Source organism: Stenotrophomonas hibiscicola ATCC 19867 (assembly GCF_000382065.1).
Classification (GTDB): Bacteria; Pseudomonadota; Gammaproteobacteria; order Xanthomonadales; family Xanthomonadaceae; genus Stenotrophomonas; species Stenotrophomonas hibiscicola.
The window spans coordinates 114,155-138,284 of the sequence record NZ_KB907504.1 but is presented as its reverse complement, the minus strand read 5'-3'; the positions used below and the strand labels follow the sequence as shown (position 1 = coordinate 138,284).

Annotated in this window: 21 protein-coding genes; 14 read left to right on the top strand and 7 right to left on the bottom strand. The window is 67.8% G+C overall.

Features of this window, described 5'->3' with window-relative positions:
- Nucleotides 1–110 precede the first annotated feature (110 nt).
- The 4 genes from G370_RS0118320 (at nt 111) to G370_RS0118305 (ending at nt 3,835) form a co-directional block, all read left to right on the top strand.
- A complete protein-coding gene (locus tag G370_RS0118320; protein ID WP_019661891.1) occupies nt 111–746 on the top strand; it encodes a ubiquinone biosynthesis accessory factor UbiJ in 636 nt (211 codons plus the stop codon).
- On the top strand, nt 743–2,398 hold the full coding sequence (gene ubiB / locus G370_RS0118315) for a ubiquinone biosynthesis regulatory protein kinase UbiB (RefSeq protein WP_019661890.1): 1,656 nt from the start codon (nt 743–745) through the stop codon (nt 2,396–2,398). Before G370_RS0118320 ends, ubiB begins: the two co-directional genes overlap by 4 nt.
- A gap of 5 nt (nt 2,399–2,403) precedes the next feature.
- Nucleotides 2,404–2,982 (top strand): O-methyltransferase, encoded by a 579-nt coding sequence (locus G370_RS0118310; protein WP_019661889.1) that lies wholly within the window; start codon nt 2,404–2,406, stop codon nt 2,980–2,982.
- Between the two features lie 109 nt (nt 2,983–3,091).
- Nucleotides 3,092–3,835, top strand: coding sequence for a pseudouridine synthase (locus tag G370_RS0118305; protein ID WP_019661888.1), 744 nt, complete (start codon nt 3,092–3,094; stop codon nt 3,833–3,835).
- 70 nt (nt 3,836–3,905) lie between these two features.
- Here the strand turns inward: G370_RS0118305 and G370_RS0118300 are convergent, their stop codons facing one another.
- Nucleotides 3,906–4,433 (bottom strand): DUF2059 domain-containing protein, encoded by a 528-nt coding sequence (locus G370_RS0118300; protein ID WP_019661887.1) that lies wholly within the window; start codon nt 4,431–4,433, stop codon nt 3,906–3,908.
- A 133-nt stretch (nt 4,434–4,566) separates the two neighbouring features.
- Here G370_RS0118300 and arfB point away from each other — a divergent pair, with 133 nt between their 5' ends.
- The 3 genes from arfB to dcp all read left to right on the top strand — a co-directional run bounded on the left by arfB (nt 4,567) and on the right by dcp (nt 7,873).
- Nucleotides 4,567–4,998: an alternative ribosome rescue aminoacyl-tRNA hydrolase ArfB gene (gene arfB / locus G370_RS0118295; RefSeq protein WP_005420755.1), complete on the top strand. Its 432-nt coding sequence runs from the start codon at nt 4,567–4,569 to the stop codon at nt 4,996–4,998.
- Between the two features lie 4 nt (nt 4,999–5,002).
- The gene (locus tag G370_RS0118290) at nt 5,003–5,605 is read left to right on the top strand and encodes a lysophospholipid acyltransferase family protein (RefSeq protein ID WP_010487088.1); all 603 of its coding nucleotides are present in this window, start codon (nt 5,003–5,005) and stop codon (nt 5,603–5,605) included.
- A gap of 111 nt (nt 5,606–5,716) precedes the next feature.
- Nucleotides 5,717–7,873, top strand: coding sequence for a peptidyl-dipeptidase Dcp (gene dcp / locus G370_RS0118285; protein WP_019661886.1), 2,157 nt, complete (start codon nt 5,717–5,719; stop codon nt 7,871–7,873).
- A 117-nt stretch (nt 7,874–7,990) separates the two neighbouring features.
- Here the strand turns inward: dcp and G370_RS0118280 are convergent, their stop codons facing one another.
- Both G370_RS0118280 and G370_RS0118275 read right to left on the bottom strand, forming a co-directional pair.
- Nucleotides 7,991–8,437 (bottom strand): 3-dehydroquinate dehydratase, encoded by a 447-nt coding sequence (locus G370_RS0118280; protein WP_004153636.1) that lies wholly within the window; start codon nt 8,435–8,437, stop codon nt 7,991–7,993.
- Between the two features lie 3 nt (nt 8,438–8,440).
- Nucleotides 8,441–8,842 carry a hypothetical protein gene (locus G370_RS0118275; RefSeq protein WP_019661885.1) on the bottom strand — a complete coding sequence of 134 codons (402 nt, stop codon included), beginning with the start codon at nt 8,840–8,842 and terminating at the stop codon, nt 8,441–8,443.
- Between the two features lie 257 nt (nt 8,843–9,099).
- Here G370_RS0118275 and lepB point away from each other — a divergent pair, with 257 nt between their 5' ends.
- Nucleotides 9,100–9,726 (top strand): signal peptidase I, encoded by a 627-nt coding sequence (gene lepB / locus G370_RS0118270; RefSeq protein WP_019661884.1) that lies wholly within the window; start codon nt 9,100–9,102, stop codon nt 9,724–9,726.
- Nucleotides 9,727–9,850: 124 nt separating this feature from the next.
- A complete protein-coding gene (locus G370_RS0118265) occupies nt 9,851–11,107 on the top strand; it encodes an MFS transporter (RefSeq protein ID WP_019661883.1) in 1,257 nt (418 codons plus the stop codon).
- A 128-nt stretch (nt 11,108–11,235) separates the two neighbouring features.
- Here the strand turns inward: G370_RS0118265 and G370_RS0118260 are convergent, their stop codons facing one another.
- Both G370_RS0118260 and G370_RS0118255 read right to left on the bottom strand, forming a co-directional pair.
- Nucleotides 11,236–12,153: a LysR family transcriptional regulator gene (locus tag G370_RS0118260; protein WP_019661882.1), complete on the bottom strand. Its 918-nt coding sequence runs from the start codon at nt 12,151–12,153 to the stop codon at nt 11,236–11,238.
- Nucleotides 12,154–12,448: 295 nt separating this feature from the next.
- Nucleotides 12,449–13,417: a LysR family transcriptional regulator gene (locus G370_RS0118255; protein WP_019661881.1), complete on the bottom strand. Its 969-nt coding sequence runs from the start codon at nt 13,415–13,417 to the stop codon at nt 12,449–12,451.
- Between the two features lie 110 nt (nt 13,418–13,527).
- On the opposite strand from G370_RS0118255, the gene aceB reads away from it, so the two are divergent.
- The 4 genes from aceB to G370_RS0118235 all read left to right on the top strand — a co-directional run bounded on the left by aceB (nt 13,528) and on the right by G370_RS0118235 (nt 20,484).
- The gene (gene aceB / locus G370_RS0118250) at nt 13,528–15,150 is read left to right on the top strand and encodes a malate synthase A (RefSeq protein WP_019661880.1); all 1,623 of its coding nucleotides are present in this window, start codon (nt 13,528–13,530) and stop codon (nt 15,148–15,150) included.
- Between the two features lie 64 nt (nt 15,151–15,214).
- Nucleotides 15,215–16,516: an isocitrate lyase gene (gene aceA, locus G370_RS0118245; RefSeq protein WP_019661879.1), complete on the top strand. Its 1,302-nt coding sequence runs from the start codon at nt 15,215–15,217 to the stop codon at nt 16,514–16,516.
- Between the two features lie 421 nt (nt 16,517–16,937).
- Nucleotides 16,938–17,978: a GGDEF domain-containing protein gene (locus G370_RS0118240; RefSeq protein ID WP_019661878.1), complete on the top strand. Its 1,041-nt coding sequence runs from the start codon at nt 16,938–16,940 to the stop codon at nt 17,976–17,978.
- Between the two features lie 13 nt (nt 17,979–17,991).
- Complete coding sequence (locus tag G370_RS0118235; RefSeq protein WP_019661877.1) at nt 17,992–20,484, top strand: putative peptide modification system cyclase; 2,493 nt, start codon at nt 17,992–17,994, stop codon at nt 20,482–20,484.
- A gap of 7 nt (nt 20,485–20,491) precedes the next feature.
- On the opposite strand, the gene G370_RS0118230 is transcribed toward G370_RS0118235, so the two are convergent.
- Nucleotides 20,492–20,788 carry an NHLP-related RiPP peptide gene (locus G370_RS0118230; RefSeq protein ID WP_019661876.1) on the bottom strand — a complete coding sequence of 99 codons (297 nt, stop codon included), beginning with the start codon at nt 20,786–20,788 and terminating at the stop codon, nt 20,492–20,494.
- A 138-nt stretch (nt 20,789–20,926) separates the two neighbouring features.
- Here G370_RS0118230 and G370_RS0118225 point away from each other — a divergent pair, with 138 nt between their 5' ends.
- Nucleotides 20,927–22,093: a putative peptide maturation dehydrogenase gene (locus G370_RS0118225; protein WP_019661875.1), complete on the top strand. Its 1,167-nt coding sequence runs from the start codon at nt 20,927–20,929 to the stop codon at nt 22,091–22,093.
- Between the two features lie 19 nt (nt 22,094–22,112).
- On the opposite strand, the gene G370_RS0118220 is transcribed toward G370_RS0118225, so the two are convergent.
- The gene (locus G370_RS0118220; protein ID WP_425423346.1) at nt 22,113–24,128 is read right to left on the bottom strand and encodes an acetyl/propionyl/methylcrotonyl-CoA carboxylase subunit alpha; all 2,016 of its coding nucleotides are present in this window, start codon (nt 24,126–24,128) and stop codon (nt 22,113–22,115) included.
- Nucleotides 24,129–24,130 lie beyond the last annotated feature (2 nt).

Here is a 24,130-nt window from a genome sequence, read left to right as displayed (position 1 = left end):
CCGGACCCACCCCGCCATCCCACGGATAGCCAGCTTTTGATGTTGATCTTGCCGGCCAGCGGCCGGCACTACCGGCCCAAGCCCCCCACCCACGCAGGTAGAATGCGCCCATGGCTCCTTCCCTGCTCAAGTCCCTCAAGCCGGTCGCTGGCCGCGCCCTGCAGATCGCCCTGAACCGCGCCCTGGCGCTGGATCCGGATACCCGCCATGCCCTGGCCAGCCTCGACGGCCGCCACATCGACCTGACCCTGGAAGCGCCGTCGCTGGCCATGCGCATCAGCGTCGACGGCGACCAGCTGCGGGTCGGCCCGGTGGATGCGCAGGAAGCCGACCTGGCCGTGCGCAGCAGCCTGGCCGGCGTGCTCGCGCAGCTGCCGCTGCTGGCCAACACACGGCGCGGTGACAACAACGGCAAGGGCCGCGTGCGCGTGGCCGGCGACGCCGAACTGGCACGCCGCCTGCAGCAGCTCGCCAAGGGCTTCGACCCGGACTGGCAGCAGCCCTTCGTCAGCGTGTTCGGCGAGGTACTGGGCGTGCAGGTCGCCAATACCCTGCGCAGCGCCCTGCAGCACGCACGCCAGGGCGCGGTCGACCTGGCCCACAGCGCCGCAGAATTCATCACCGAGGAATCGCGCGATGTAGTGCCGCGCGCTGAACTGGATGCCTTCCACGATGATGTGGACGTGCTGCGCGACGACGTCGAGCGCCTTGGTGCACGCGTGCAGCGCCTGCGGGGTGCCGCATGAAGGCCGTGCTGCGCGCCAGCCGCATCGGCCGGGTGATCCTGCGTTACCGCCTCGACGACCTGCTGCAGGACACACCGGCCGAGCGCTGGTTGCGCCTGGCCAAGCCGTTCGTGCCGCGCGCCTCGGCCGACATCGCCGCACAGTCGCGCGGTGCGCGCCTGCGCCTGGCGCTGCAGGATCTCGGCCCGATCTTCGTCAAGTTCGGCCAGATCCTGTCCACCCGCCGCGACCTGGTGCCACCGGACGTGGCCAATGAACTGACCCTGCTGCAGGACCGGGTCAAGCCGTTCGATGGCGAGACCGCGCGCCGCATCGTCGAGGACGCGCTCGGCCTGCCGGTCAGTGCGGCCTTCGCCAGCTTCGACACCGAACCGCTGGCCTCGGCCTCGATCGCGCAGGTGCACGCGGCGACGCTGGCCGATGGCCGCCAGGTGGTGGTCAAGGTACTTCGCCCGGGCATCGAGAAGCAGATCGACGCCGACATCGCCCTGCTCAATTCGCTGGCCGCGCTGGTCGAGCGCACCCACCCGCGCGCCGACAAAATCCGGCCGCGCGAAGTGGTGGCCGAGGTCGAGAACACCCTGGCCGCCGAGCTGGACCTGCAGCGCGAAGGCGCCAATGCCAGCGTGCTGCGCCGCTTCTGGGAAAACAGCGACGACCTGTACGTGCCGGAAGTGATCTGGAGCCATACGGCCGAGCGCGCACTGACCCTGGAGCGCGTGTGGGGCATTCCGTCCGACGACATCGCCGCGCTGGACAAGGCCGGCATCGACCGCAAGGCGCTGGCCGCCAAGGGCGTGCGGGTGTTCTACACCCAGGTGTTCCGCGACAACTTCTTCCATGCCGATGCGCATGCCGGCAACATCTGGGTCGACACCGATCCGGCGCGTCGCGCCAACCCGCGCTTCATCGCGCTGGACTTCGGCATCATGGGCCAGCTCTCGCAGGAAGATCAGTACTACCTGGCCGAGAACTTCATGGCCATCTTCAACCGTGACTACCGCCGCATTGCCGAACTGCACGTGCAGGCGCGCTGGATGCCGGACCACGTACGCATCGACGATCTGGAAGCGGCGGTGCGATCGGTCTGCGAACCTTACTTCACCCGGCCGCTGTCGCAGATCTCGCTGGCCGAAGTGCTGATGAAGCTGTTCCGCGTGGCGCAGCGTTACCAGCTGACCCTGCAGCCCCAGCTGATCCTGCTGCAGAAGACCCTGCTGAACATCGAAGGCGTCGGCCGCCAGCTGGACCCGCAGATCGACATCTGGGCGGTGGCCAAGCCGGTGCTGGCGAAGATCCTGCGCGAGCGCTACAGCCCGCGCCGGGTGGTACGCGAGATCGGCAAGCGCCTGCCGGAAATCATGACCCATGCCCCGGACATGCCACGTCTGGTACACGCCTGGCTGACCCAGCAGGTGGAAGGCCGCCATGAACTGTCGATGCGCTCGCGCGACCTGGCCGCTCTGGACGCCAGCGTGCAGCGCCTGCAGAAGCGCGCGGTGGGGGCGATCACTGGCGTGGGCCTGCTGGCCATTGCCGCGCTCATGTACGTGCTGCAGCCGCCGGGCTGGTACTGGGGCGACCTGCCAATGTGGAGCTGGTTGTCCGGTGCGCTGGGCGCAGTGGCGCTGGCGCGCGCGTGGTGGAAGTAGGTCCCATGCTGCAGGCGCTCAAGGACGAACTGGCACGCTTCGGCGCCGACAACGACGCCCGCGAGAGCGCGCGTGGCCGCCGCATGCTCAACATCACGCCGGACACGGGTGAATTCCTGTCCGTGCTGGTCCGCTTCGGCGCCGCGCGCAGGGTGCTGGAGATCGGCACCTCCAACGGCTATTCGACGCTGTGGCTGGCCGAGGCTGCCGCCGCCATCGACGGCCACGTGATCACGCTGGAATACGCACAGGACAAGGCGGCGATGGCGCGTGACACCTTCGCGCGCAGTGGCCTGGCCGATCGCATCACGCTGGTTCACGACGATGCAGGGCCGTGGCTGGCACAGGCCGTCGATGCCAGCATTGACCTGCTGTTCCTCGATTCGGACCGCGGGCAGTACGCCGGCTGGTGGCCGCAGCTGCGCCGCGTGCTGCGGCCGGGGGGCCTGCTGGTGGTGGACAACGCCACCTCGCATGCGCAGGAAATGGAACCGCTGCGCGTGCTGCTGGACGCTGATCCGGACTTCAGCGTCAGCCTGGTGCCGGTGGGCAATGGCGAGCTGTTGGCCGTACGCAGCGCCTGACTGCTCTACATCGGTAGGTGCCAACCTTGGTTGGCACGCTGTTGCCGGTCGCGCAGAGCAGCCGAGCATGGGCTCGGCTCTACAGTAAGCAGGCCCTTATAATCCCGCGGTGAGCACCGAACCCGATACCCTCGCCGCGGTCGAGACCGACACCGCGCCCCTGCAGTTGCTGCACCTGGATGAGCGCCTGGCCGTGGTCAACAAGCCTGCCGGGCTGATGGTCCACGACAGCAAGCTGGCCCGTGGCGAAGACGACTTCCTGGCCGACCGCCTGCGCGAGCAGCTGGGGCGGCGGATCTTCCTCGTGCACCGCCTGGACCGGGCCACCAGTGGCTGCCTGCTGCTGGCCTTCGACCGCGAGACGGCCAGCGCGCTGGGCAAGGCGTTGATGGGCGGCGAAGTGCTGAAGGACTACCTGACGGTCTGCCGGGGATGGCCGGCGGAACTGTCCTGGCGGGTGGACCATGATCTGGATGGCGGCCCGGGCAAGCCGGTGAAGAAGCCGGCGATCACCGACTTCCAGCGCCTGGCGACGGGCGAGCTGTCGGTGCCGGTCGGTGAGTTCACCCGTTCGCGTTATGCACTGCTGCGCTGCCAGCCACAGACGGGGCGCTTCCGGCAGATCCGCCGGCACCTCAAGCACCTCTCGCACCACATGATTGGCGACACCAGCCATGGCGATGGCCGCCACAACCGCATCTTCCGCATGCAGGGCGTGCACCGCATGCTGCTGCACGCCGAGCGCCTGCGCTTCCCGCATCCGGAGGGCGGCGACGTGGATGTCAGGGCACCGCTGGACCGTGAGTTCCAGAAGGCGCTGGACCTGTTTGGCTGGCAGGTGGACGACGCCTGATGCTGCTGCCGTAAGCCGAGCGTGGGCTCGGCTCTACAGCCAGCGGCCGGGCGTGGCCCGGCGCACCCCGTTATTTCTTTTCCGGCTCGTTGACGATCGCCTCCAGATCCTTCTGCAGATCCGCGAACAGCGGCTGCATGCGCGCCTGGATGGCCACCATCACGTTCTGCATCAGCGCCGGGGTCTTGTCCAGCAGGCTCTGGCCGGCCGAACTCTCGTAGAACTCGGCCATCGCCAGCACGTCTTCCTTGCTGAACGTCTTCTTGTACAGGTCCACGTACATCGGCCGCAGCTGCTGCCACGACAGGGCCTGGCGCAGCGTCTGGCTGGTGCGTGCCTGGATCCGCTTCAGCTGTTCCTGCTGCTGGGCATTGAGCTGGCGCTGTGCGGCCACCTGCTGGAACTGCTGCTGCTGCATCGCCTCGATCTGCGGCAGCATGGTGTCGATCATGCTCTGCGCACGCGAGGCCGACAGCAGGCGGTTGATGTCGCCGTCTGTCGGTGGCGCGGCCAGGGCCGGAACGCTGGCCACGGCCAGCGCCAGCAGCAGGGCGGCGCGGCGCAGCAGGGACGGCAGGGCGGGTGTGGTGCGGGTCATGCGGGCTTCCTGCGGTACATGGGACGGCCAGCATACCCGCAGCCAAGGCGAAGGCGGCGTGTTCGGTACCTGATCGGCGGCATACGGCGCGCGATGCCGCACTCCGGCACGTGGCTGCCGCTACAATGCGCGGATGGGCAGTGGACCGGTCACCATCAGCGCGCAGCTTGAAATCCCCGACGGCGAGATCGTCGAGCGGTTCGTGCGTGCCAGCGGTGCCGGTGGCCAGAACGTCAACAAGGTCTCCACCGCGGTGGAACTACGTTTCGACGTGGCCAACTCGCCTTCGTTGCCCGAACCGTTGCGCGCACGCCTGCTGGCGCGGCGTGACCGGCGCATGACCGGCGAAGGCGTGCTGGTCATCGATGCGCAACGTTTCCGGACCCAGGATCGCAATCGCGAGGATGCGCGCGAGCGGCTGGCGGCCTTCATCCAGGCCGGGCTGAGCGTGCCCAAGCCGCGCAAGGCCACCAAGCCGACCCTCGGGTCGAAACTGCGTCGTCTGGACGCCAAACGCGGGCGCGCGCAGATCAAGCGCGGTCGCTCATCACGTGACTGGGAGTGATTGCTTGAACAACCCGACTTCGTTGCTGCCGGCCGTGCCGCCGCAGATGCCGCAGGTCAAACCCAACGCCTTCCTGCGCTGGCTGGCGCGCTGCACCCTGCGCATGGGCGGCTGGAAGGTGACCGGCACCCTGCCTGACATTCCCAGGCTGGTCTTCATCATCGCCCCGCATTCGTCCAACTGGGATGGGCTGTGGGGCATGGCGGCCAAGATCGCGCTGGGCATGAAGGTGAAGGTACTGGGCAAGGCGTCGCTGTTCTGGTGGCCGCTGGGCCCGCTGCTGCACAGGCTGGGCGTGATCCCGCTCGATCGCAGCTCGCCGCAGGGCACCGTCGGACAGGCCGTGGACCTGCTGCGCAACAACGAGAAGATGTGGTTCGCCATCACCCCCGAGGGCACCCGCAAGGCGGTGAAGGACTGGAAGGCCGGTTTCCTGAAGATCGCCCGGATGGCTGACGTGCCGATCCTTGCCGCGTACTTCCACTACCCGGAAAAGACCATCGGTATCGGCCCGCTGTTCACGCCCAGTGGTGATGACGCTGCCGACATGGCCGCGATCCGCGAGTTCTACCGGCCCTGGATCGGCAAGACCCGCGGTACGGTCTGAGCCTGCCGCAGGCCGCTGCATAGACGCCACGTCCGGCACATGCCGGGCGAGCGCGACAGGAGTAGGGTGGAGGGCTGGTATCCCGTACCGTCTGCCCAAGGAGTGTTTTACATGTCGCGTACCGTAGTCCTGGCCGCCGCCATCAGCCTGGCGTTGGCGGCCTGTTCCGGCAAGGAGTCCACCCCCGTGTCCGATGCCCAGAAGACCCCGGCCCAGCAGCCGGCCGAAGCCTCCACCAACCCTCTGCTGAGTGCGAGCACGCTGCCGTTCCAGGCGCCGCCGTTCGACAAGATCAAGGACAGCGACTACCTGCCGGCGTTCGAAGAGGGGATGCGCCAGCACCTGGCCGACGTGCGCAAGATCGCCGACAGCAGCGAGCCGGCCACCTTCGACAACACCATCGTGGCGATGGAGCGCAGCGGCGAGACGCTGAACCGCGTCTCGCGCATCTTCTTCGGCCTGGTCCAGGCCGATACCAACGATGCACGACAGAAGATCCAGGAAGAAGTGGCGCCAAAGCTGGCTGCGCACCAGGACGAGATCAATCTCGATCCGAAGCTGTTCGCGCGCGTGAAGTCGATCTATGACCAGCGCGACACGCTGGAATTGGATCCGGTGCAGAAGCGCCTGGTCGAGCACTACTACGACGGCCTGGTGCGCGCCGGTGCGCAGCTGTCCGACGCTGACAAGGCGACCCTGCGCAAGCTCAACGTGGAAGAGACCACCCTCTCCACCCAGTTCCATACCCGCCTGGTGGCCGCCACCGCCGCTGCGGCCGTCGTCGTCGACGACAAGGCCAAGCTGGCCGGCCTGGACGAGGATGCGATCAACAACGCCGCGGCCGCCGCCAAGGAACGCAAGCTGGACGGCAAGTTCCTGCTGCCGCTGCAGAACACCACCCAGCAGCCGGTGCTCGGCTCGCTGAGCGATCGCGACCAGCGCGCCGCCGTGCTGAAGGCCTCGGAGACCCGCGCCGAGCGCGGTGATGCCAACGACACCCGGCAGACCGTGCAGCGCCTGGCCCAGCTGCGTGCGCAGAAGGCCAAGCTGCTCGGCTTCGAGACCTTCGCCGACTACCAGCTGGGCGACCAGATGGCCAAGACCCCGGCTGCGGCACTCAAGCTGCTGACCGACACCGTGCCGGCCGCCACCGCCAAGGCGCGCGCCGAAGCCGGCGAGATCCAGAAGGTGATCGACGCGCAGAAGGGTGGTTTCCAGGTCGCCGCTTCGGACTGGGACTTCTACGCCGAGCAGGTGCGCAAGGCCAAGTACGATCTGGACGAATCGCAGATCAAGCCGTACTTCGAACTGGACAATGTGCTGCAGAACGGCGTCTTCTACGCCGCCACCCAGCTGTACGGCATCACCTTCAAGCCGCGTACCGACATTCCGACCTACAACCCGGACATGAAGGTGTACGAAGTGTTCGACAAGGACGGCACCTCGCTGGCGCTGTTCTACACCGACTACTTCAAGCGTGACAGCAAGTCCGGCGGCGCCTGGATGGACGTGTTCGTCGAACAGGACGGCCTGACCGGTGCCAAGCCGGTGGTCTACAACGTCTGCAACTTCACCAAGCCGGCCGCCGGCCAGCCTGCGCTGATCAGCTTCGACGACGTCACCACCATGTTCCATGAGTTCGGCCATGCGCTGCACGGCATGTTCTCGAACGTGAAGTACCCGTCGATTGCCGGCACCGCCACCTCGCGTGATTTCGTCGAGTTCCCGTCGCAGTTCAACGAGCACTGGGCGCTGGATCCGAAGGTGTTCGCCAACTACGCCAAGCACTACAAGACCGGCGAGGCGATGCCGCAGGAACTGGTCGACAAGATCCTCAAGGCGCGCAGCTTCAACCAGGGCTATGCGACCACCGAGTACCTGTCTGCCGCGCTGCTGGACCTGGCCTGGCACACCCAGAAGGCCGACGCGCCGCTGCAGGATGTCGGCGCCTTTGAAGCCAGCGCGCTGAAGAAGTTCAAGGTCGACCTGCCGCAGGTGCCGCCGCGCTACCGCACCACCTACTTCGACCACATCTGGGGTGGCGGTTACTCGGCCGGCTACTACGCCTACTTCTGGGCCGAAGTGCTCGACCATGACGCCTACCAGTGGTTCACCGAGCACGGTGGGCTGACGGCGGCCAACGGCCAGGAGTTCCGCGACAAGATCCTCTCGCGCGGCAACAGCGTGGAGCTGTCGACCCTGTACCGCGATTTCCGCGGCAAGGACCCGTCGGTGGAACCTTTGCTGAAGTTCCGCGGGCTGAAATAAGAAAGCGGAAACGGCGGGGGCAACCCCGCCGTTTTTCTTTCTGTAGAGCCGAGCCCACGCTCGGCTGATGGCTCCTGGAAAGGCAGCCGAGCATGGGCTCGGCTCTACACAAGCGGATCACGTCCCCACGTGCACCCGGTTGGCCTGCTCGGCCAACCCGAGGTGATCGAGCGCGATATCCAACGCCAGCACATAGCTCTGCGCGCCATAGCCGGCGGCGATGCCCAAGCGCTGGCCGACACCGGCCGGCAGGCAGGGCTCGGCCACTGCGCCGTCGTCATGCACCTCTACGTACGCGTTGTGCAGATAGGGCAGCAGCCGCTGCAGGCGCAGACTGTTGGCACACGCACCCGGATCGAGCAGCGTCACCTCGCCACGGCTGTGATCGGCCACGCGCAGCGCATCGAGCAGTTCCTGTTCCGAACCGCAGGCGCGGATCGCCACGCTGGTGCCGGCGTCGATCGCGCGATGCACCAGCGACTTCAGGACCGGTGCCGGCAGCGGCATCGCGGTGCGGATCAGGGCGCCGGCCGCTTCCGGGCCGCGGATGATGAAGATCGACATGACTCAGCCCTCCTGCGCCAGGCGGCGGCCGACAATGGCCAGCGACAACGGGTAACCGGCCTGCTGGCTGCGCTGGTCGACCACCACGGCGGCGGGGCCGTGCTGCAGGCGCAGGCGTGCATCCAGGCCAGGTTCGCTGGGTGCCTGCAACTCGATGTACTGCGCCGGCAGCCGTTCCAGCGCCGCCTGCAGCGCGCCACCTTCGGCCTGCCATTGCGCCTCGTCGGCGGCACCGACATCCAGCAGTACCCAGTCGGCCGAGCGCGCCTGCGGCTGGCACAGGCACTGGCGTACCTCGGACAGGCTGGCGCAGTCGCTGCACAGCACGCGATGGCCGGCCAGCTGTGCCGGCAGTTGGGGACGCGGTGCCGACGAAGAGGCGTGGCGGATCACCAGGAGGGTCATACAACACCTTGCGGAATGCGCCGTGTGGCGCGGTGGGCACACGATGCGCGTGCTGCCCGTAAAGGTGCGATGCCCGCGGCCGGACCGGGGCGTAAAACCTGCGTAACCCTTCATGTAGAGCCGAGCCTACGCTCGGCTGGCGTGCACCGACACTCGAAGAGCAGCCGAGCGCGGGCTCGGCTCTACAACAAGCCGGCGCGGGAACCTCTCCCGCCCGAGTGTGGTCTGATGCAGCGACCACCCACCCGGAGCCTGTCATGGATGCTGTTGCCCGTCCTCCCCTTCCCGAACGCGCGCTGCTCTGGCTGAAGAAGGAAGCATTGCCGCTGCTGGTGATGCTCGGCCTGCTCGCCGCCGCCCGCGATACCCTGGCCAACCATTACGTGGTGCCGAGTGGTTCGATGCAGCCGACCCTGCAGCCCGGCGACCGGGTGGTGGTGGACATGCGCGCCTACGGTCTGCGTCTGCCATTCACCAACACGGAACTGATGGCGACCGGCACCCCGCAGCGTGGCGAGGTGGCGGTCTTCGACTCACCGGCCGACGGCACCCGCCTGATCAAGCGCGTGGCGGCGGTGGCCGGTGACCATGTGCAGCTGCGCGAAGGCCATCTGAGCATCAACGGGCAGCCGCTGCAGATGGCCGACCTGCAGGACGTGGAAGCCTTCGGCGAGCGACGTGCCCGCCTTGATCTGGACATGGGCGGCGGTCCGGACATCGCCGACCTGGTGGTGCCGGCGGGCAAGGTGCTGGTGCTGGGTGACCACCGCGGCAACAGCTTCGATGGCCGCTTCTTCGGCTTCGTCGACGCCGACAAGCTCTACGGCCGCGCGGTGGCGGTGTACTACCGCCGGGGCGACGGCTTCGAGTGGCAGCGCCTGTAAGCTGAATTGATACTTCTCGTATATCAATCATGACCTATCAGGTTATGGATCGACTGGATAGACGGGCCTAGTCTGAGGCCCGTTCCCTCCCACGCTTGGCCGCCCCCACCGGCCCATCGGTCCCATGACTGGCGAAACCGCGGCGGCCGTCGAACGCCGCCCCCCCACTGTCGACCCCAGCGCCGAGACCCGCATCCAGCAGGGCACACCGGCCTTTCGTCGCACCGCGCTGGCACTGTTCCTGGCCGGCTTTTCCACCTTCGGCCTGCTGTACACGGTGCAGCCGCTGCTGCCTGAGTTCAGCCGCCATTTCGGCGTGTCGGCCGCAGGCAGCGCGATGTCGTTGTCGCTGACCACCGGTACGCTGGCGGTGGCGATGCTGTTGGCCGGCCTGCTGTCCGATGCGGTCGGCCGCCGCCCGTTGATGATCGTCGCGTTGCTGGCCTCGGCCATGCTGTCGCTGAGCTCGGCGCTGGTGGACGACTGGACCACGCTGCTGGTGCTGCGCACCCTGCTTGGCCTGGCGCTGAGCGGCGTGCCGGCAGTGGCGATGACCTACCTGGTCGAGGAAATGGACAGCCGCGCGCTGGGCCTGGCGATGGGCCTGTACATCGGCGGCAACGCCATCGGTGGCATGAGCGGGCGCCTGCTGGCCGGCATCATCGCCGATCACTGGGGCTGGCGCTGGGGCATCGGCGTGGTCTCGATCATCGCCATCGCCAGTACCGTGCTGCTGTGGCTGCAGCTGCCGCCGTCGCGCCATTTCCATCCCCGCCGTGATGGCCTGCGCGAGTTGCCGTCGCGCTGGCGCCTGCTGTTCGCCGACCCGGGCCTGCCGTGGCTGTTCGCCACCTCGTTCGTGCTGATGGGCGTGTTCGTCACCCTCTACAACTACCTGGGCTATCACCTGCTGGCGCCGCCGTACCACCTCAGCCAGACCGTGGTCGGGCTGATCTTCAGCGTGTACCTGGTGGGCACCTTCAGTTCGGCGTGGATGGGCCAGCAGGCTACGCGGTACGGGCGCGGCCGCATCCTGTCAATCTCGTTCGCGCTGATCGGCGCCGGCATCGCGCTGCTGGCGATGCCGTGGCTGAGCACGATGGCACTGGGCATCGCGCTGGTCACGTTCGGCTTCTTCGGTGGCCACTCGGTGGCCAGCAGCTGGGTCGGCAGCCGTGCCGGTACGATGCGCGCGGAAGCGTCGGCGCTGTACCTGTTCGCCTACTACCTGGGCTCCAGCGTGCTGGGCGGGGTCGGCGGCCTGGCCTACGCGGCCTGGGACTGGTGGGGCGTGTGTGCGTTCGCCGCGGTGCTGACCCTGATCGGTGGTGGCATCGTCTGGGCGCTGCAGCACCGCGCCCCGCAGCCGGTGACCGCGTGACCCAACGCACGGTAGTGCCGGCCGCTGGCCGGCAACCACGGTGTAGCGGCTTTGCCGAGGTAGAGTCGACTGTCAGTCGACTGCTCTTCCATCAGATCGCGAAAACCCGCGCTGCGCGCGATAGTCGACTAACAGTCGACTCTACCGGCGAACGCCCCGCGCAGCAGCCCGGCGAAGTTTCGGATCAGCGGCGTCACCCGTTCGCGATGCCACGCCAGCTGCACTTCCGAATGCGCGCCAGCATCGGCCAACGCCACGAAGCGCGATCCTTCCACCCGGATGTGATCGCACGACGACGGCAGGATCGCCGCACCCAGGCCCGCAGCGGCCAGGCTGATCAACGTCGATGCTTCACCGGCTTCCTGCACGATGCGCGGCGTGAAGCCCGCCGCCGCACACAACGCGATCATGTGGTCGTGGATGCCCGCGCCCGCGCTGCGCCGGAATGCCACGAACGGCTCCTGCGCGAAGTCGCGCAACGACACCGTGCCCTGCTTCGACAGCCTGCGCAGGGCAGGGTGGTCGGCATGCACGATCAGCGCCAGCGGATCGACGAACAGGCTGTGTGCCACCAGTTCCGGCGGCAACGCACGCTTGCGGATGATGCCCACGTCCAGTGAACCATCGAGCAGCGCGTCGATCTGCTGCAGCGTATTCATCTCGCTCAGCTGTAGCCGCACCTGCGGATACTGCTGGCGGTAATGCAGGATCGAACGCGGGATCTGTGGCGACAGCGGCGTGGCCCGGGTCAGGCCGATATGCAGTTCACCCTGCTCGCCGCGCTGCGCACGCTGCACCTCGTCCACCGCGGTTTCCACCTGCTGCACGATTGCGCGCGCGCGTTCCTGCAGCAGCTCCCCAGCAGGCGTCAGCTGCACGCGGCGATGGCTTCGCACGAACAGGCGCGCGCCGATCAGTTCCTCCAGCTGCCGGATCTGCTGGCTGAGCGGCGGCTGTGACATGCCCAGGCGCTCGGCCGCCTGGCCGAAGTGCAGCGTATCGGCAACAGCGAGGAAGTAGCGCAGGTGGCGCAGTTCGATGGACATGGGGCCAGTTTATTCATCGTCAGCCGGAAATGAATCAGAGATGGGATCCGATCCCGTGCCGACCAACGGTCGGCACCCACCAACAGCAGCTGGCACCAACAGCAGCGACCAACTGTCGAAGGCGGGGTGGGTCCGGTTGCGGGGGTGTGAGCGGCATGGATGCCGCGACCAAGCCCCCATGGACGGGTTTACGGCGTCCCCCGCAACCGGACTCACCCCGCCATCCCACGGATAGCCGGCTTTTGCTGTTGCTTCGGCTTCGGCGGGTGCAGGGCGCAGCCCTGCCGAACACCCCTCACCGCTCCGAATGCCCGCTCTGGTCGTAATCGCGCGGACTGAACAACTCCGGCTGGATCAGCTCGATGAACGCCCGCGCCTGCGCCGACAGTGCCTTGCCGCGGCGCACGATCACCCCGTAACTGCGCTCGGGGAACCAGCGCTTCATCGACCGCGCCGCCAGCCGCTCGCGGTCGGCTTCGTGCAGGCACAGCGCCGGCACGATGGAAATGCCCATGCCCATCGCCACGTACTGCTTGATCACTTCCCATCCACCCACTTCCAGCGCCACGGTGTAGGCAATGCGGTGGCGCTGGAATACCTGGTCGACCAGGCGGTAGGTGATCTGCCGCTTCGGCGGCAGTACCAGCGGATAGCGCGCGATGTCGGCCAGCTCCAGCTCGCCGCCGCTGGCCAGCGGATGGTCGTGCGGCGCGATCAGCACCTGTTCGAAGCGGTAGGCCGGGGCGTAGGTCAGGTCGGCCGGTACATCGGTCATCGAACCGATGGCCAGGTCGGCGGCATCCTCGCGCAGCAGGTCGGTGCCGTCGGCGCTGATCGCGTTGTGCAGGGTCAGGCGCACATCCGGATGGTGCAGGCGGAAGCGTTCGACGATCTTCGGCAGCAGGTACAGGATGGTCGAGCTGTTGGCGGCGATGTTCAGCTCGCCCGCGTCCAGGCCGCGTACCTTGTCGCGGAAGCGCGCCTCCAGCCCGTCCAGGCTCTCCACCAGCGGCTGCGCCATCTCGTACAGCAGTTGGCCCTCGCGGCTGGGCACCAGGCGCCGCCCGCTGCGTTCGAACAATGGCACCCCCAGCTCCCGTTCCAGGGCCTGCAACTGCAGGCTGATCGCCGGCTGGCTGACGAAAAGTGCCTCAGCCGCCCGTGAGACCGAGCCCAGGCGCACCGTCTGGCAGAACGCACGCAACGGCTTCAGCCGGTCAGATTTGTAGGAAAAACGCGGACTTGGCGGGGTGCGTGTGCTCATCGTGTCACGAGTATTAGCACAACTTATGTAGAACATTGCAAAAACTGTTTTGCCAAATACTCAGGCCCAGCGGCACCGTGGAGCCGTTCCCCCACCGCTGGAGTTGCCCCATGTCCGCCGTCGCTTCCGCTGTTCCCACCCCCGCCGCGAAGGCTACCCCCGGCATCGCCCTGGCGACCCGCGTGGCCGGCCAGGACACCCTGCTGCCGGCGCCGCTGCTGGCCCTGCTGGTGTCGCTGCACCGTGCGGTGGAACCGGGCCGGCAGGCGAGGCTGCAGGCCCGCCGTGAACGCCAGGCATTCTTCGACCAGGGCGGCCTGCCGGACTTCCGCGTGGACACCGCCGCCATCCGCAGCGGCGACTGGCGCGTGGCCCCGCTGCCGGCCGCGTTGCAGGACCGCCGCGTCGAGATTACCGGCCCGACCGACCCGAAGATGGTCATCAACGCGCTGAACTCCGGCGCCAAGGTGTTCATGGCCGACTTCGAGGATTCGACCTCGCCGACCTGGCGCAACCTGCTGGCCGGCCAGCAGTCGCTGGCGGCGGCGGTGCGCGGCGATCTGGAATACACCGCCCCCAATGGCAAGCACTACACGCTGCGCCCGTACGACGAGCAGGCGGTGCTGATCGTGCGCCCGCGTGGCTGGCACCTGGATGAAAAGCACGTGCGCATCGACGGCCAGTTCCTTGCCGGTGGCCTGTTCGACGCAGCGGTGTTCGCCTTCCACAACGCCCGCACCCTGCAGGCGAAGGATCGTGGCCCGTACTTTTACCTGCCCAAGCTGCAGAGCATGGAAGAGGCGGCGCTGTGGGAGACCGCGCTCTCGCATATCGAGGGCATGCTCGGCCTGCCGCACGGCCAGATCAAGGTGACCGTGCTGATCGAAACGCTGCCGGCGGTGTTCGAGATGGACGAGATCCTGCACGCGCTGCGTGATCGCATCGTCGGCCTGAACTGCGGGCGCTGGGACTACATCTTCTCGTACCTGAAGACCTTCCGCCGCCACGCCGACCGCGTGCTGCCCGAGCGTGGTCAGGTGACCATGACCCAGCCGTTCCTGAAGGCGTATTCGGAACTGCTGATCCAGACCTGCCACCGCCGCGGGGCGCATGCGATGGGCGGCATGGCCGCGCAGATTCCGATCAACAACGATGCCGCCGCCAACGAACAGGCGATGGCCCGGGTGCGCGCCGACAAGCTGCGCGAAGTCACCGCCGGCCATGACGGCACCTGGGTTGCGCACCCGGCGCTGATTCCGGTGGCGATGGCGATCTTCGACGAACACATGCCCGGTGCGAACCAGCACAGCGTGCTGCGCCAGGATGTGCGCGTCGGCCGCGACGAACTGATCGCACGGCCGCTGGGCACCGTCACCCGCGCCGGCTTCGAGGGCAACGTGGAAGTCTGCGTGCGCTATCTGGCGGCGTGGCTGGATGGCAACGGCTGCGTGCCGATCCATCACCTGATGGAGGACGCGGCCACCGCCGAGATCAGCCGCAGCCAGCTGTGGCAGTGGCTGCATACGCCGGGCCAGCAGCTGGACGATGGCACTGCGATCGATCTGGCGCTGCTGGATTCCACCCTCTCGCAGCTGCCGGCACGGCTGGGCGATACCGCCGTACTGCCCGGTGGTGCGCGCATCGGCGAGGCCATCGCCCTGCTCGGCGAACTGAGCCGCAGTGACGAACTGACCGATTTCCTGACCCTGCCGGCCTACGCGCGCATCGATTGACCGACTGCCGGCCCTCCTGCCGTTTCCCTCCCCGCTGCACGCACGAACCGAACTGGAGAAAGACATGAGCAAGCTGCCCACTGCCGAACAGATCCAGCACGACTGGGACACCAACCCGCGCTGGGAAGGCATCCAGCGCAACTACAGCGCCGCCGACGTGGTGCGCCTGCGCGGCACCGTCCACATCGAGCACTCGCTGGCCCGCCTGGGTGCGGAGAAGCTGTGGGCGTCGCTGCATGAGCGCGAGTTCGTCAACGCGCTGGGTGCATTGACCGGCAACCAGGCCATGCAGCAGGTCAAGGCGGGCCTGAAGGCGATCTACCTGTCCGGTTGGCAGGTGGCGGCCGACGCCAACCTGGCTGGGCAGATGTATCCGGACCAGTCGCTGTACCCGGCCGATTCGGTGCCGGCGGTGGTCAAGCGCATCAACAACACCCTGCTGCGTGCCGATCAGCTGCATCATGCCGAAGGCAAGGACGACATCGACTTCCTGCAGCCGATCGTGGCCGATGCCGAGGCCGGTTTTGGCGGCGTGCTCAACGCCTTCGAACTGATGAAGGCGATGATCGAGGCCGGTGCGGCCGGCGTGCACTTCGAAGACCAGCTGGCCTCGGTGAAGAAGTGCGGGCACATGGGCGGCAAGGTGCTGGTGCCGACCCGCGAGGCCATCGAGAAGCTCAACGCCGCGCGCCTTGCTGCCGACGTGCTGGGCGTGCCGACCCTGCTGGTGGCGCGCACCGATGCCGAAGCGGCTGATCTGTTGACCAGCGACATCGACGGCAACGACAAGCCGTTCACCACCGGCGAGCGCACCGTGGAAGGCTTCTACAAGACCCGCAATGGCCTGGACCAGGCGATCAGCCGCGGCCTGGCCTACGCGCCCTATGCCGATCTGGTGTGGTGCGAGACCGGCAAGCCGGACCTGGAGTTCGCCCGCAAGTTCGCCGAGGCGATCCACGCGAAGTTCCCGGGCAAGCTGCTGGCCTACAACTGCTCGCCCAGCTTCAACTGGAAGAAGAACCTGGACGACGCCACCATTGCCAAGTTCCAGCGCGAACTGGGTAGCTACGGCTACAAGTTCCAGTTCATCACCCTGGCCGGTTTCCACGCGCTGAACTACGGCATGTTCAACCTGGCCCACGGCTATGCACGCCGCCAGATGAGCGCCTTCGTGGAGCTGCAGGAAGCCGAGTTCGAAGCGGCCGAGCGCGGTTTCACGGCGGTCAAGCACCAGCGTGAAGTCGGTACCGGCTACTTCGATGCGGTGACCCAGGCGATCCAGCAGGGGCAGTCGTCGACCACCGCGCTGACCGGCTCCACCGAGGAAGAGCAGTTCCATGGCGGGCGCAGCGAACGCGCGGCGTGACGCGGTAGTGCCGGCCGCTGGCCGGCAACCACGTGATCCTTCGGGCACCACAGGGAAGTCGGCCAGCGGCCGGCTCTACCGAAGCCTCGAAATCTGATCAGGGTGGCCAGGGAAGGGCCAGACAACGCCGGCCGGTCGGGGGACCTGCCGGCGTTGTTGTATCGGTGCAAAGGCGCGGCGGCCGGCAGGCAGCGTCAATCAGGCGCACCCCCTTGGCCGCAACTTGGCCGAAATCCTGTGAAACCCGGCATCGGATTGATCCAGCAGGGGTTTTGCCCGGACATGGGTGACCAGAACGGGCCACCACCGATCTTCACATCACACAAGAGCGCCCTGAGGCTCAAAATGAGATAGGGCGCACACTTTAAAGCGGTGCTATGCTCCGCGGCTCACCAGGGGACGCTGGCGGCGGGTGCAGGGAATGACCGGCAGGGGTGCGGCCGAGAACAGTGATATGACGACAGGTATCGCCCGGGTGGCGATGGCCGAGATCGTGCATGCGCTGTTGTCGGATGCCGAGGTGGCATTGTTTGCCAGATTCGCCCGCCCATGCAAGCTTCATGCCGGACAGTGGCTGTTCCAGCGGGGCCACCGCGGCGAGCGCATGTATGTGATCCTCGACGGCCAGATCGAACTGGACTTCGGCGAGGACCTGGTGATCAAGACACTCGGGCAGTATGAGTTCTTCGGCGAACTGGGCCTGCTGGTCGGCGACCACCTGCGCAGCGCCAGCGCCCGCGCGCTGGTCGATTGCGATGTACTGGAGCTGGGGCCGGCCGATTTCCACCGCTTGGTCGAATCCGATCCCGGGCTGGTGGCGTACTTCCTGCGTCGCACGATCATGCGCGTGCTGACCAACGAACAGGCCCTGATCAGCCAGCTGCGGCGCCGCAACCACGATCTGGAAACCGCGCTGGACAACCTGTACATCACCACTCATCAGCTGACCCATACCCGCGAGCTGGTGCGCACCGATGAACTGACCGGGCTGCACAACCGCCGTGGCCTCACGTTGTACCTGCAGGAGTGCCGCGAGCGTGCCGAGGGGCTGCCGCAGGCGTTGCTGCTGATCGATTGTGACCGCTTCAAGCAGATCAACGACCGCCACGGCCACCAGGCCGGCGACCGCGTGCTGCAGAGCATGGGCAACATCCTGCGCTCGATGGCCGGCGAGCATGACCTGGCCTGCCGCCTTGGCGGTGATGAGTTCTGCCTCATCCTGCGCCGCGGCAACCACGAGATCGTGCAGCACGCGGCCGAGTTCATCCTCAGCGCGGTGCATGGCCTGCTCGAACGCAGCCCCGGTACGCCGCATGTCAGCCTGGTCAGCATCGGTGCGTGCCTGCTGGCGCCGGAGGCAGGCTGGAGCGAGTGGTACGCGCGCGCGGATCGCGCGCTGTACCAGGCCAAGCGCGATGGCGGCAACTGCCTGCGCTGGGCGAATGATCCGGACGGCCAATAGGGAGAGGCAGGCGATGGACGGCGACAACGGAACGTCAGCCCCGCATAGCCCACAGCTACGCGCCCTGCTGTTCACCGATCTGTGTGATTCGCTGCAACTGGTCGAGCGGATCGGCGATGTGGCGGCCGCCAGCCTGTTCCAGGAACACGACCGCCTGGTGCTGGTCCTGCAGCAGCGCTGGAACGGCCAGCTGATCGATCGCTCCGACGGCCTGTTCATGCTGTTCGAGCGGGCCATCGATGCTTTGGGCTTCGCCCTGGACTACCAGCGCGAACTGCACGCGCTGGGCCAGCAGCGGGCGATCGAACTGCGCGCGCGTGCAGGCCTGCATGTGGGTGACGTGCTGACCTGGGAGAACAGTGCCGAGGCGGTCCGTGCCGGCGCCAAGTCGATGGAAGTGGAAGGCCTGGCCAAGCCGATGGCAGCGCGCCTGATGACGCTGGCCCGCCCTGGCCAGATCCTGTTGTCGGCGGTGGCCGAATCGCTGACCCGTCGCGCCACCGGCGCGCTGGGGGAACGGGGTGCGCGCCTGCTGTGGAAGTCGCACGGCCGTTGGCGCTTCAAGGGAATGCCGGTGGAGCAGGAAGTGATCGAAGTGGGTGAGATCGGTTCAGCGCCGTTGCGCATGCCACGCGCCACTGCCAAGGCACGCCGTGACCTGCCGCTGTGGCGGCAGCCGCTGGTGCTGGCCGCCGAGGGCCTGGTGCTGACGGTGGCCGTGCTGGGCGGCTGGTTGCTGCTGCGGTCGGAACCGGCGATCGCGTTCGCCGAGCGGGACTGGGTGGTGCTTGGCGATGTCGACAACCTCACCGGCGACCCGATTTTCGACGACTCGATGCGGCACGCGATCCGGATCGCGCTGGAGCAGTCGCGCTACGTGAACGTGCTGTCGGAGGGCAAGATCCGCGAAAGCCTGGAAATGGCGCGGCTCTCGGGCGATACCCGGCTCAGCCGCGATACCGCGGCCAACGTGGCGGTGCGGGAGGGCGCGCGCGCCGTGCTGCTGCCGACGGTGCGGCAGAAGATCGGTGGCTACGAGCTGGCCATTGATGTCGCCGCACCCGGCACCGGCCAGGTGATCCAGACGTTCACCGCCACCACGGATCGATCCGACCAGATGGTATTCGCGGTGGACGACGTGGTCGGGCGCCTGCGTCGCGGACTGGGCGAATCGGTGGCGAGCCTGGAACAGTCGTTGCCGCTGCCGCGGGCATCGACCCAGGACCTTCGCGCACTGCGAGCGTTCGCGCTGGCCGAGAATGCACTGGGCCAGCGTCGCTTCGAGGAGGCGCGCAACCTCTATCAGGCTGCAATCGATATTGATCCCGGTTTCGCCCTGGCCTACATGGGCGTGGCCAAACTGCATGCGCGCGTCGATGAAGGGCGGCGCGCACGCGAAGCCATGCAGCACGCGCTGGACCTGCAGGATCGGTTGCCGCCACGCGAGCGCCTGTACCTGAAGGCCTGGATGGCCGAACTGGAGCCTGGTGGCTGGGCGCTGGAGCACTGGCGCACGCTGGCCAAGGTCTACCCGGATTCGTTCGCCGGGCTGTCCAACACGTCCTGGTACCTGCTGCAGGCCAACCAGTTCAGCGAGGCCGAACCCTACGCGCGTGCGGCTGCGGTGCCGCAGGATCCGCTGCGCCTGTATCCGCTGATCCACCTGGTGCGGATACAGATCGCCGCCAACCAACCGCAGCTTGCGGCCGAGACACTGGCCCAGGCACAGGTCCTGCGCGGTCGTGATGATGCCGATGAGACCGGCGTGGACGTGCTGGTCGCGCAGGGCAAGTACGCCAAGGCCGCCCAACTGCTGCCGCAGATCCGTGCCAACGATGCCCTGCAGCAGCGCATGAAGCTGCGTGCGCAGCTGCTGCTGGCGGCCACGCAGCGCGATTGCGCGGCCATGCAGCAGGCGGTACGCGACGACGCGTCGGCGCCGGCGCTGGTCGACTTCCAGGTGCAGCAGCGGCTGCAGCACGCCAGCGTGGCAGCTCTGTGCCCGAGCGCGGACCGCGCCGAGTTGCAGGCCATCGCTGCGTTGCTGCATCCGTTGCTGGAGCAGCGCGATGATCCCATGCTGCATGCCCGCGGCCTGCAATGGCTGGCTCTGGTCCATCTGGCCCAGCGACAGGGCCAGTTCGAGCTGGCCAAACGCTGGCTGGACGAGCAGCGGCCGCTGCTGCGCAGCCTGCGCAGTCCGGTCGCTGATCGCTGGCTGCGCATTGTCAGCGCCGTGGATGAACTGCAGATGCAGCGGCCCGAAGCTGCCCGCGCCCTGATCGAGCCAATGCTCGATGGCAGCGAGCCGGTGCAGGCACACGTCGTGCTGCTGCTCGCGCTGCGCGCACAGGGCAATGAAGCTGCCGTACGCCGCCAGCAGGCCTGGCTGTCCCAGCATCGCGGCCAGGCCATTGCCGAGGTCACCGCCATGCAGGTCTGGCAACCACTGAATGTGCACGATGTGTCCACGTGGGCATCGCCGGCCGCGGCCGGCGCGCCCTGATGACGGGTCAGCCGTCGATGCGCTCGCCGACCTTGCCCGCTTCGAAGCAGAACACCACGGTCATGGCCGCCACCGACCCGGACAGGTGGGCCTGCAGCCCGTCACGCACCTGGCTCAGCTCCTCGACCGAGGCCAGGGTGCCGATCTTCATGCAGTCGTTCTCGCCGACCGCACCGTCCAGCCCGATCGAGGCCAGGGCCTTGGCCGGCGAAGCGGTGAAGTGGCTGCGGAAGTCGTCGTTGCCGATCAGGTGGTCCAGCAGGGTGCTGGCGTCTGCGGCGGAAAGGCGGGGATGGGTGCTCATGGGGATCGTCCGTAGGCTGAAGTTCTCGTATCGGCCGCGACAGCCTGCCATTGAGGGCCGCGCTGCGTACGTCGCTAAAGTTGGCCGCGCTGCGGTCGTTGCTGCTATGCCGGTTGTGCGGCAGAAGGAAGGAATCCCATGCGCCTGCGCCGCTGCGCCAGCCTGATGTTCGAGCCCCGCGAGGCGATCACCCTCGACCTGCGCGCGATGCTGGCCGGCCACGCCGAGATGGACAGCCAGATCAGCTGGGTGGCCCTGGCCGCGCATCTGGACCAGCCACTGCCGGTGGACGCCGAGGAGCGCCAGCTGCTCGGCGAGCTCAGTGCGCACCGCTGGTGCGAACCGCCCGCCGATGCCTGCCCGGCCATGCTGGCCCGCCTGGTCGAGCAGGGCCTGCTGTTGACCGACCCACCGAGCGAGGTGGGGCACCAGCTGCGCGACGAGGCTTTGCGGCGCAGCCAGTGGTGGCCGCTGGCGGCGCTGGCCCATCGTCATGCGCGCTGGCAGGCCGTGGACAGCGTGGAGGACATGCGTCGGCAAGGGTTGGACACCGCTGCCGGCCTGCGCCAGCGCCTCGGGCCGCCACCGCCGGTGGTGCAGCCGATGCAGGGCGATTACCATCCGCTGCCGCGCAGCGAAGAGGCGCCGTTCGACACACTGCTGGCGCGCCGCAGCACCTGCCGCAATTTCGATACCCAGCGCGCGCTGCCGCTGCCGTTGCTGGCCCAGGTGCTGCAGCGCACGCTGATGGCCCACGCGGTGCAGAAGGTCGAGCGCGATACCGAGTTCCTGAAGAAGAACGTGCCTTCCGGTGGCGGCCTGCATCCCACCGAAGGCTTCCTGCTGGTGCAGAACGTGGAAGGACTGGCACCGGGCCTGTACCACTACCACCCGGTGCAGCACGCCGTGCTGCCGCTGCCCTCGCCACCGCCGCAGGCACTGCCGGCGCTGGCGCGGCGGATGCTGTCCGGGCAGGCGTGGTTCGCCGATGCGCCGGCGCTGCTGGTGCTGGCGCCGCGCTATGACCGCTGCTTCTGGAAGTACCGCAACCACGCCAAGGCGCATCGTGCGGTGACGCTGGATGTCGGTCACATCTCGCAGCTGCTGTACCTGTGTGCGACCGAGCGCGGGCTGGCGGCGTTCGTGACGGCGGCCATCAACGATGCCGATGTCGATCGTGCCTTCGGTTTCGACGGCATCGGGCAGAGCGCGATGGCCATCTGCGGCCTGGGCTGGCGCAGTGCCACGCTGGACACGGCCGAATTCGATCCCGCCGGGCGGGTGGTAGCGGGCGACGACCGCTGAGCGGTCGCCACCCCAGCGTTCACGCCGCCTCGAAGTCCACCAGTACCGCGCCGTCGCCGACCTGGTCGCCGGCCTTGGCGCGGTAGCCCTTCACCGTCCCGTCGGCCGGCGCCTGCAGGGTGTGCTCCATCTTCATCGCTTCCAGCACCACCAGCGGCGTGCCGCGCTTGACCTCGGTACCGGCGGCGACCAGCGTGGCGACGATCCTGCCCGGCATCGGTGCCAGCAGGCTGCCGGCATCGGCCACGGCGTGGTCCGATTCGCCCACCGGATCATGCAGGGTGAAACGGTGCTGGCCGTCAGCACCGAACAGGTACAGCTGGTCTCCGTCACGCAGCAGCTGCAGTGCCCAGCGGCGCCCGCCCAGCTGCACCACCAGCCCGCGCATATCGGCTGTGCCGACCACCTGCACGGGTGCCGCGTCATCGCACTGCACACGCCAGCCATCGGCCTGCGCCCACACCTTCAGCGTGTGCCGGCGTTCGCCCTGCTGCAGCGGCAGCACGCGCGGCGCGGGCGCGCCAAGGCGCCAGCCGTCCTGTGACTGCCACGGCGAATGCGGATCGCGCGCATCGCTGGCTGCACCTGCAGTAGTGGCCACGGCGGCCACCGCCGCCAGCAGCCACAGCGCATCATCGCTGTCACCCACCCGGCTCAATGCCGCCTGCTCGCGCTCGATCAGCGCGGTATCCAGCTTGGCGTGGGTAAACGAATCGGTGTTCACCAGGCGGCGCAGGAAACCGGCATTGGTGGTCACGCCCACCACCTGGCAGTCGGCCAGGGCCTGGCTCATGCGGCGCAGCGCGGCGTCGCGGTCCACGTCCCAGACGATCAGCTTGGCAATCATGGGATCGTAGTACGGCGTGATGCTGTCGCCTTCCTCGACACCGGTATCCACGCGCACATGAGTCGACGGTGCCGGCAGGCGCAGGCGGCGCAGGATGCCGGTGGACGGCAGGAAGCCACGGTCGGCATCCTCGGCGTACAGGCGCGCCTCGATCGCATGGCCATGGATGGCCAGCTGGTCCTGGCGCAACGGCAGCGGCTGGCCCGAGGCCACGCGCAGCTGCCACTCCACCAGGTCGGTGCCGGTGATGTACTCGGTGACCGGGTGCTCGACCTGCAGGCGGGTGTTCATTTCCATGAAGTAGAAATCGCCGTCCGGGCCGGCGATGAACTCCACCGTGCCCGCACCTTCATAGCCCACCGCGCGCGCGGCATCGACCGCCGCCTTGCCCATCGCAGCACGACGTTCCGCGCACATGCCCGGGGCCGGCGCTTCTTCCAGCACCTTCTGGTGGCGGCGCTGCACCGAGCAGTCGCGCTCGAACAGGTACACCGCGTCACCGTGGCTGTCGCCGAACACCTGGATCTCGATATGGCGCGGGCGCTCGACGTACTTCTCGACCAGCACGTGGTCATTGCCGAACGCCGAGGCCGCCTCGCGCTGGCAGCTGGCCAGCGCATCGACGAAGTCCTCGCTGCGCTCGACCTTGCGCATGCCCTTGCCACCGCCACCGGCGCTGGCCTTGATCAGCACCGGGTAACCGATGGCGTCGGCCTGTTCGCGCAGGAAGGACGGTTCCTGCTGGTCGCCGTGGTAGCCCGGAGTCAGCGGCACGCCGGCTTTCGCCATCAATGCCTTGGCCGCGCTCTTGTCGCCCATCGCGCGGATGGCGCTGGCCGGCGGCCCGATGAAGGTGATGCCGGCGGCGGCGCAGGCATCGGCGAAGTCGGCATTCTCTGACAGGAAGCCGTAACCGGGGTGGATCGCCTGCGCGCCGGTCAGGCGTGCGGCGTCGAGCAGGGCATCGCCGCGCAGGTAACTTTCACGTGCAGCGGCCGGACCGATGTGGATGGCTTCGTCGGCCAGGCGCACGTGGCGCGCGTTGCGGTCGGCATCGGAATATACCGCCACGGTGGCGATGCCGAGGCGGCGGCAGGTGGCGATGACGCGGCAGGCGATTTCGCCGCGATTGGCGATCAGGACTTTGGTGAACATGGCAACGGGCTTCATGGGAGCGTGCTCGGTCATGG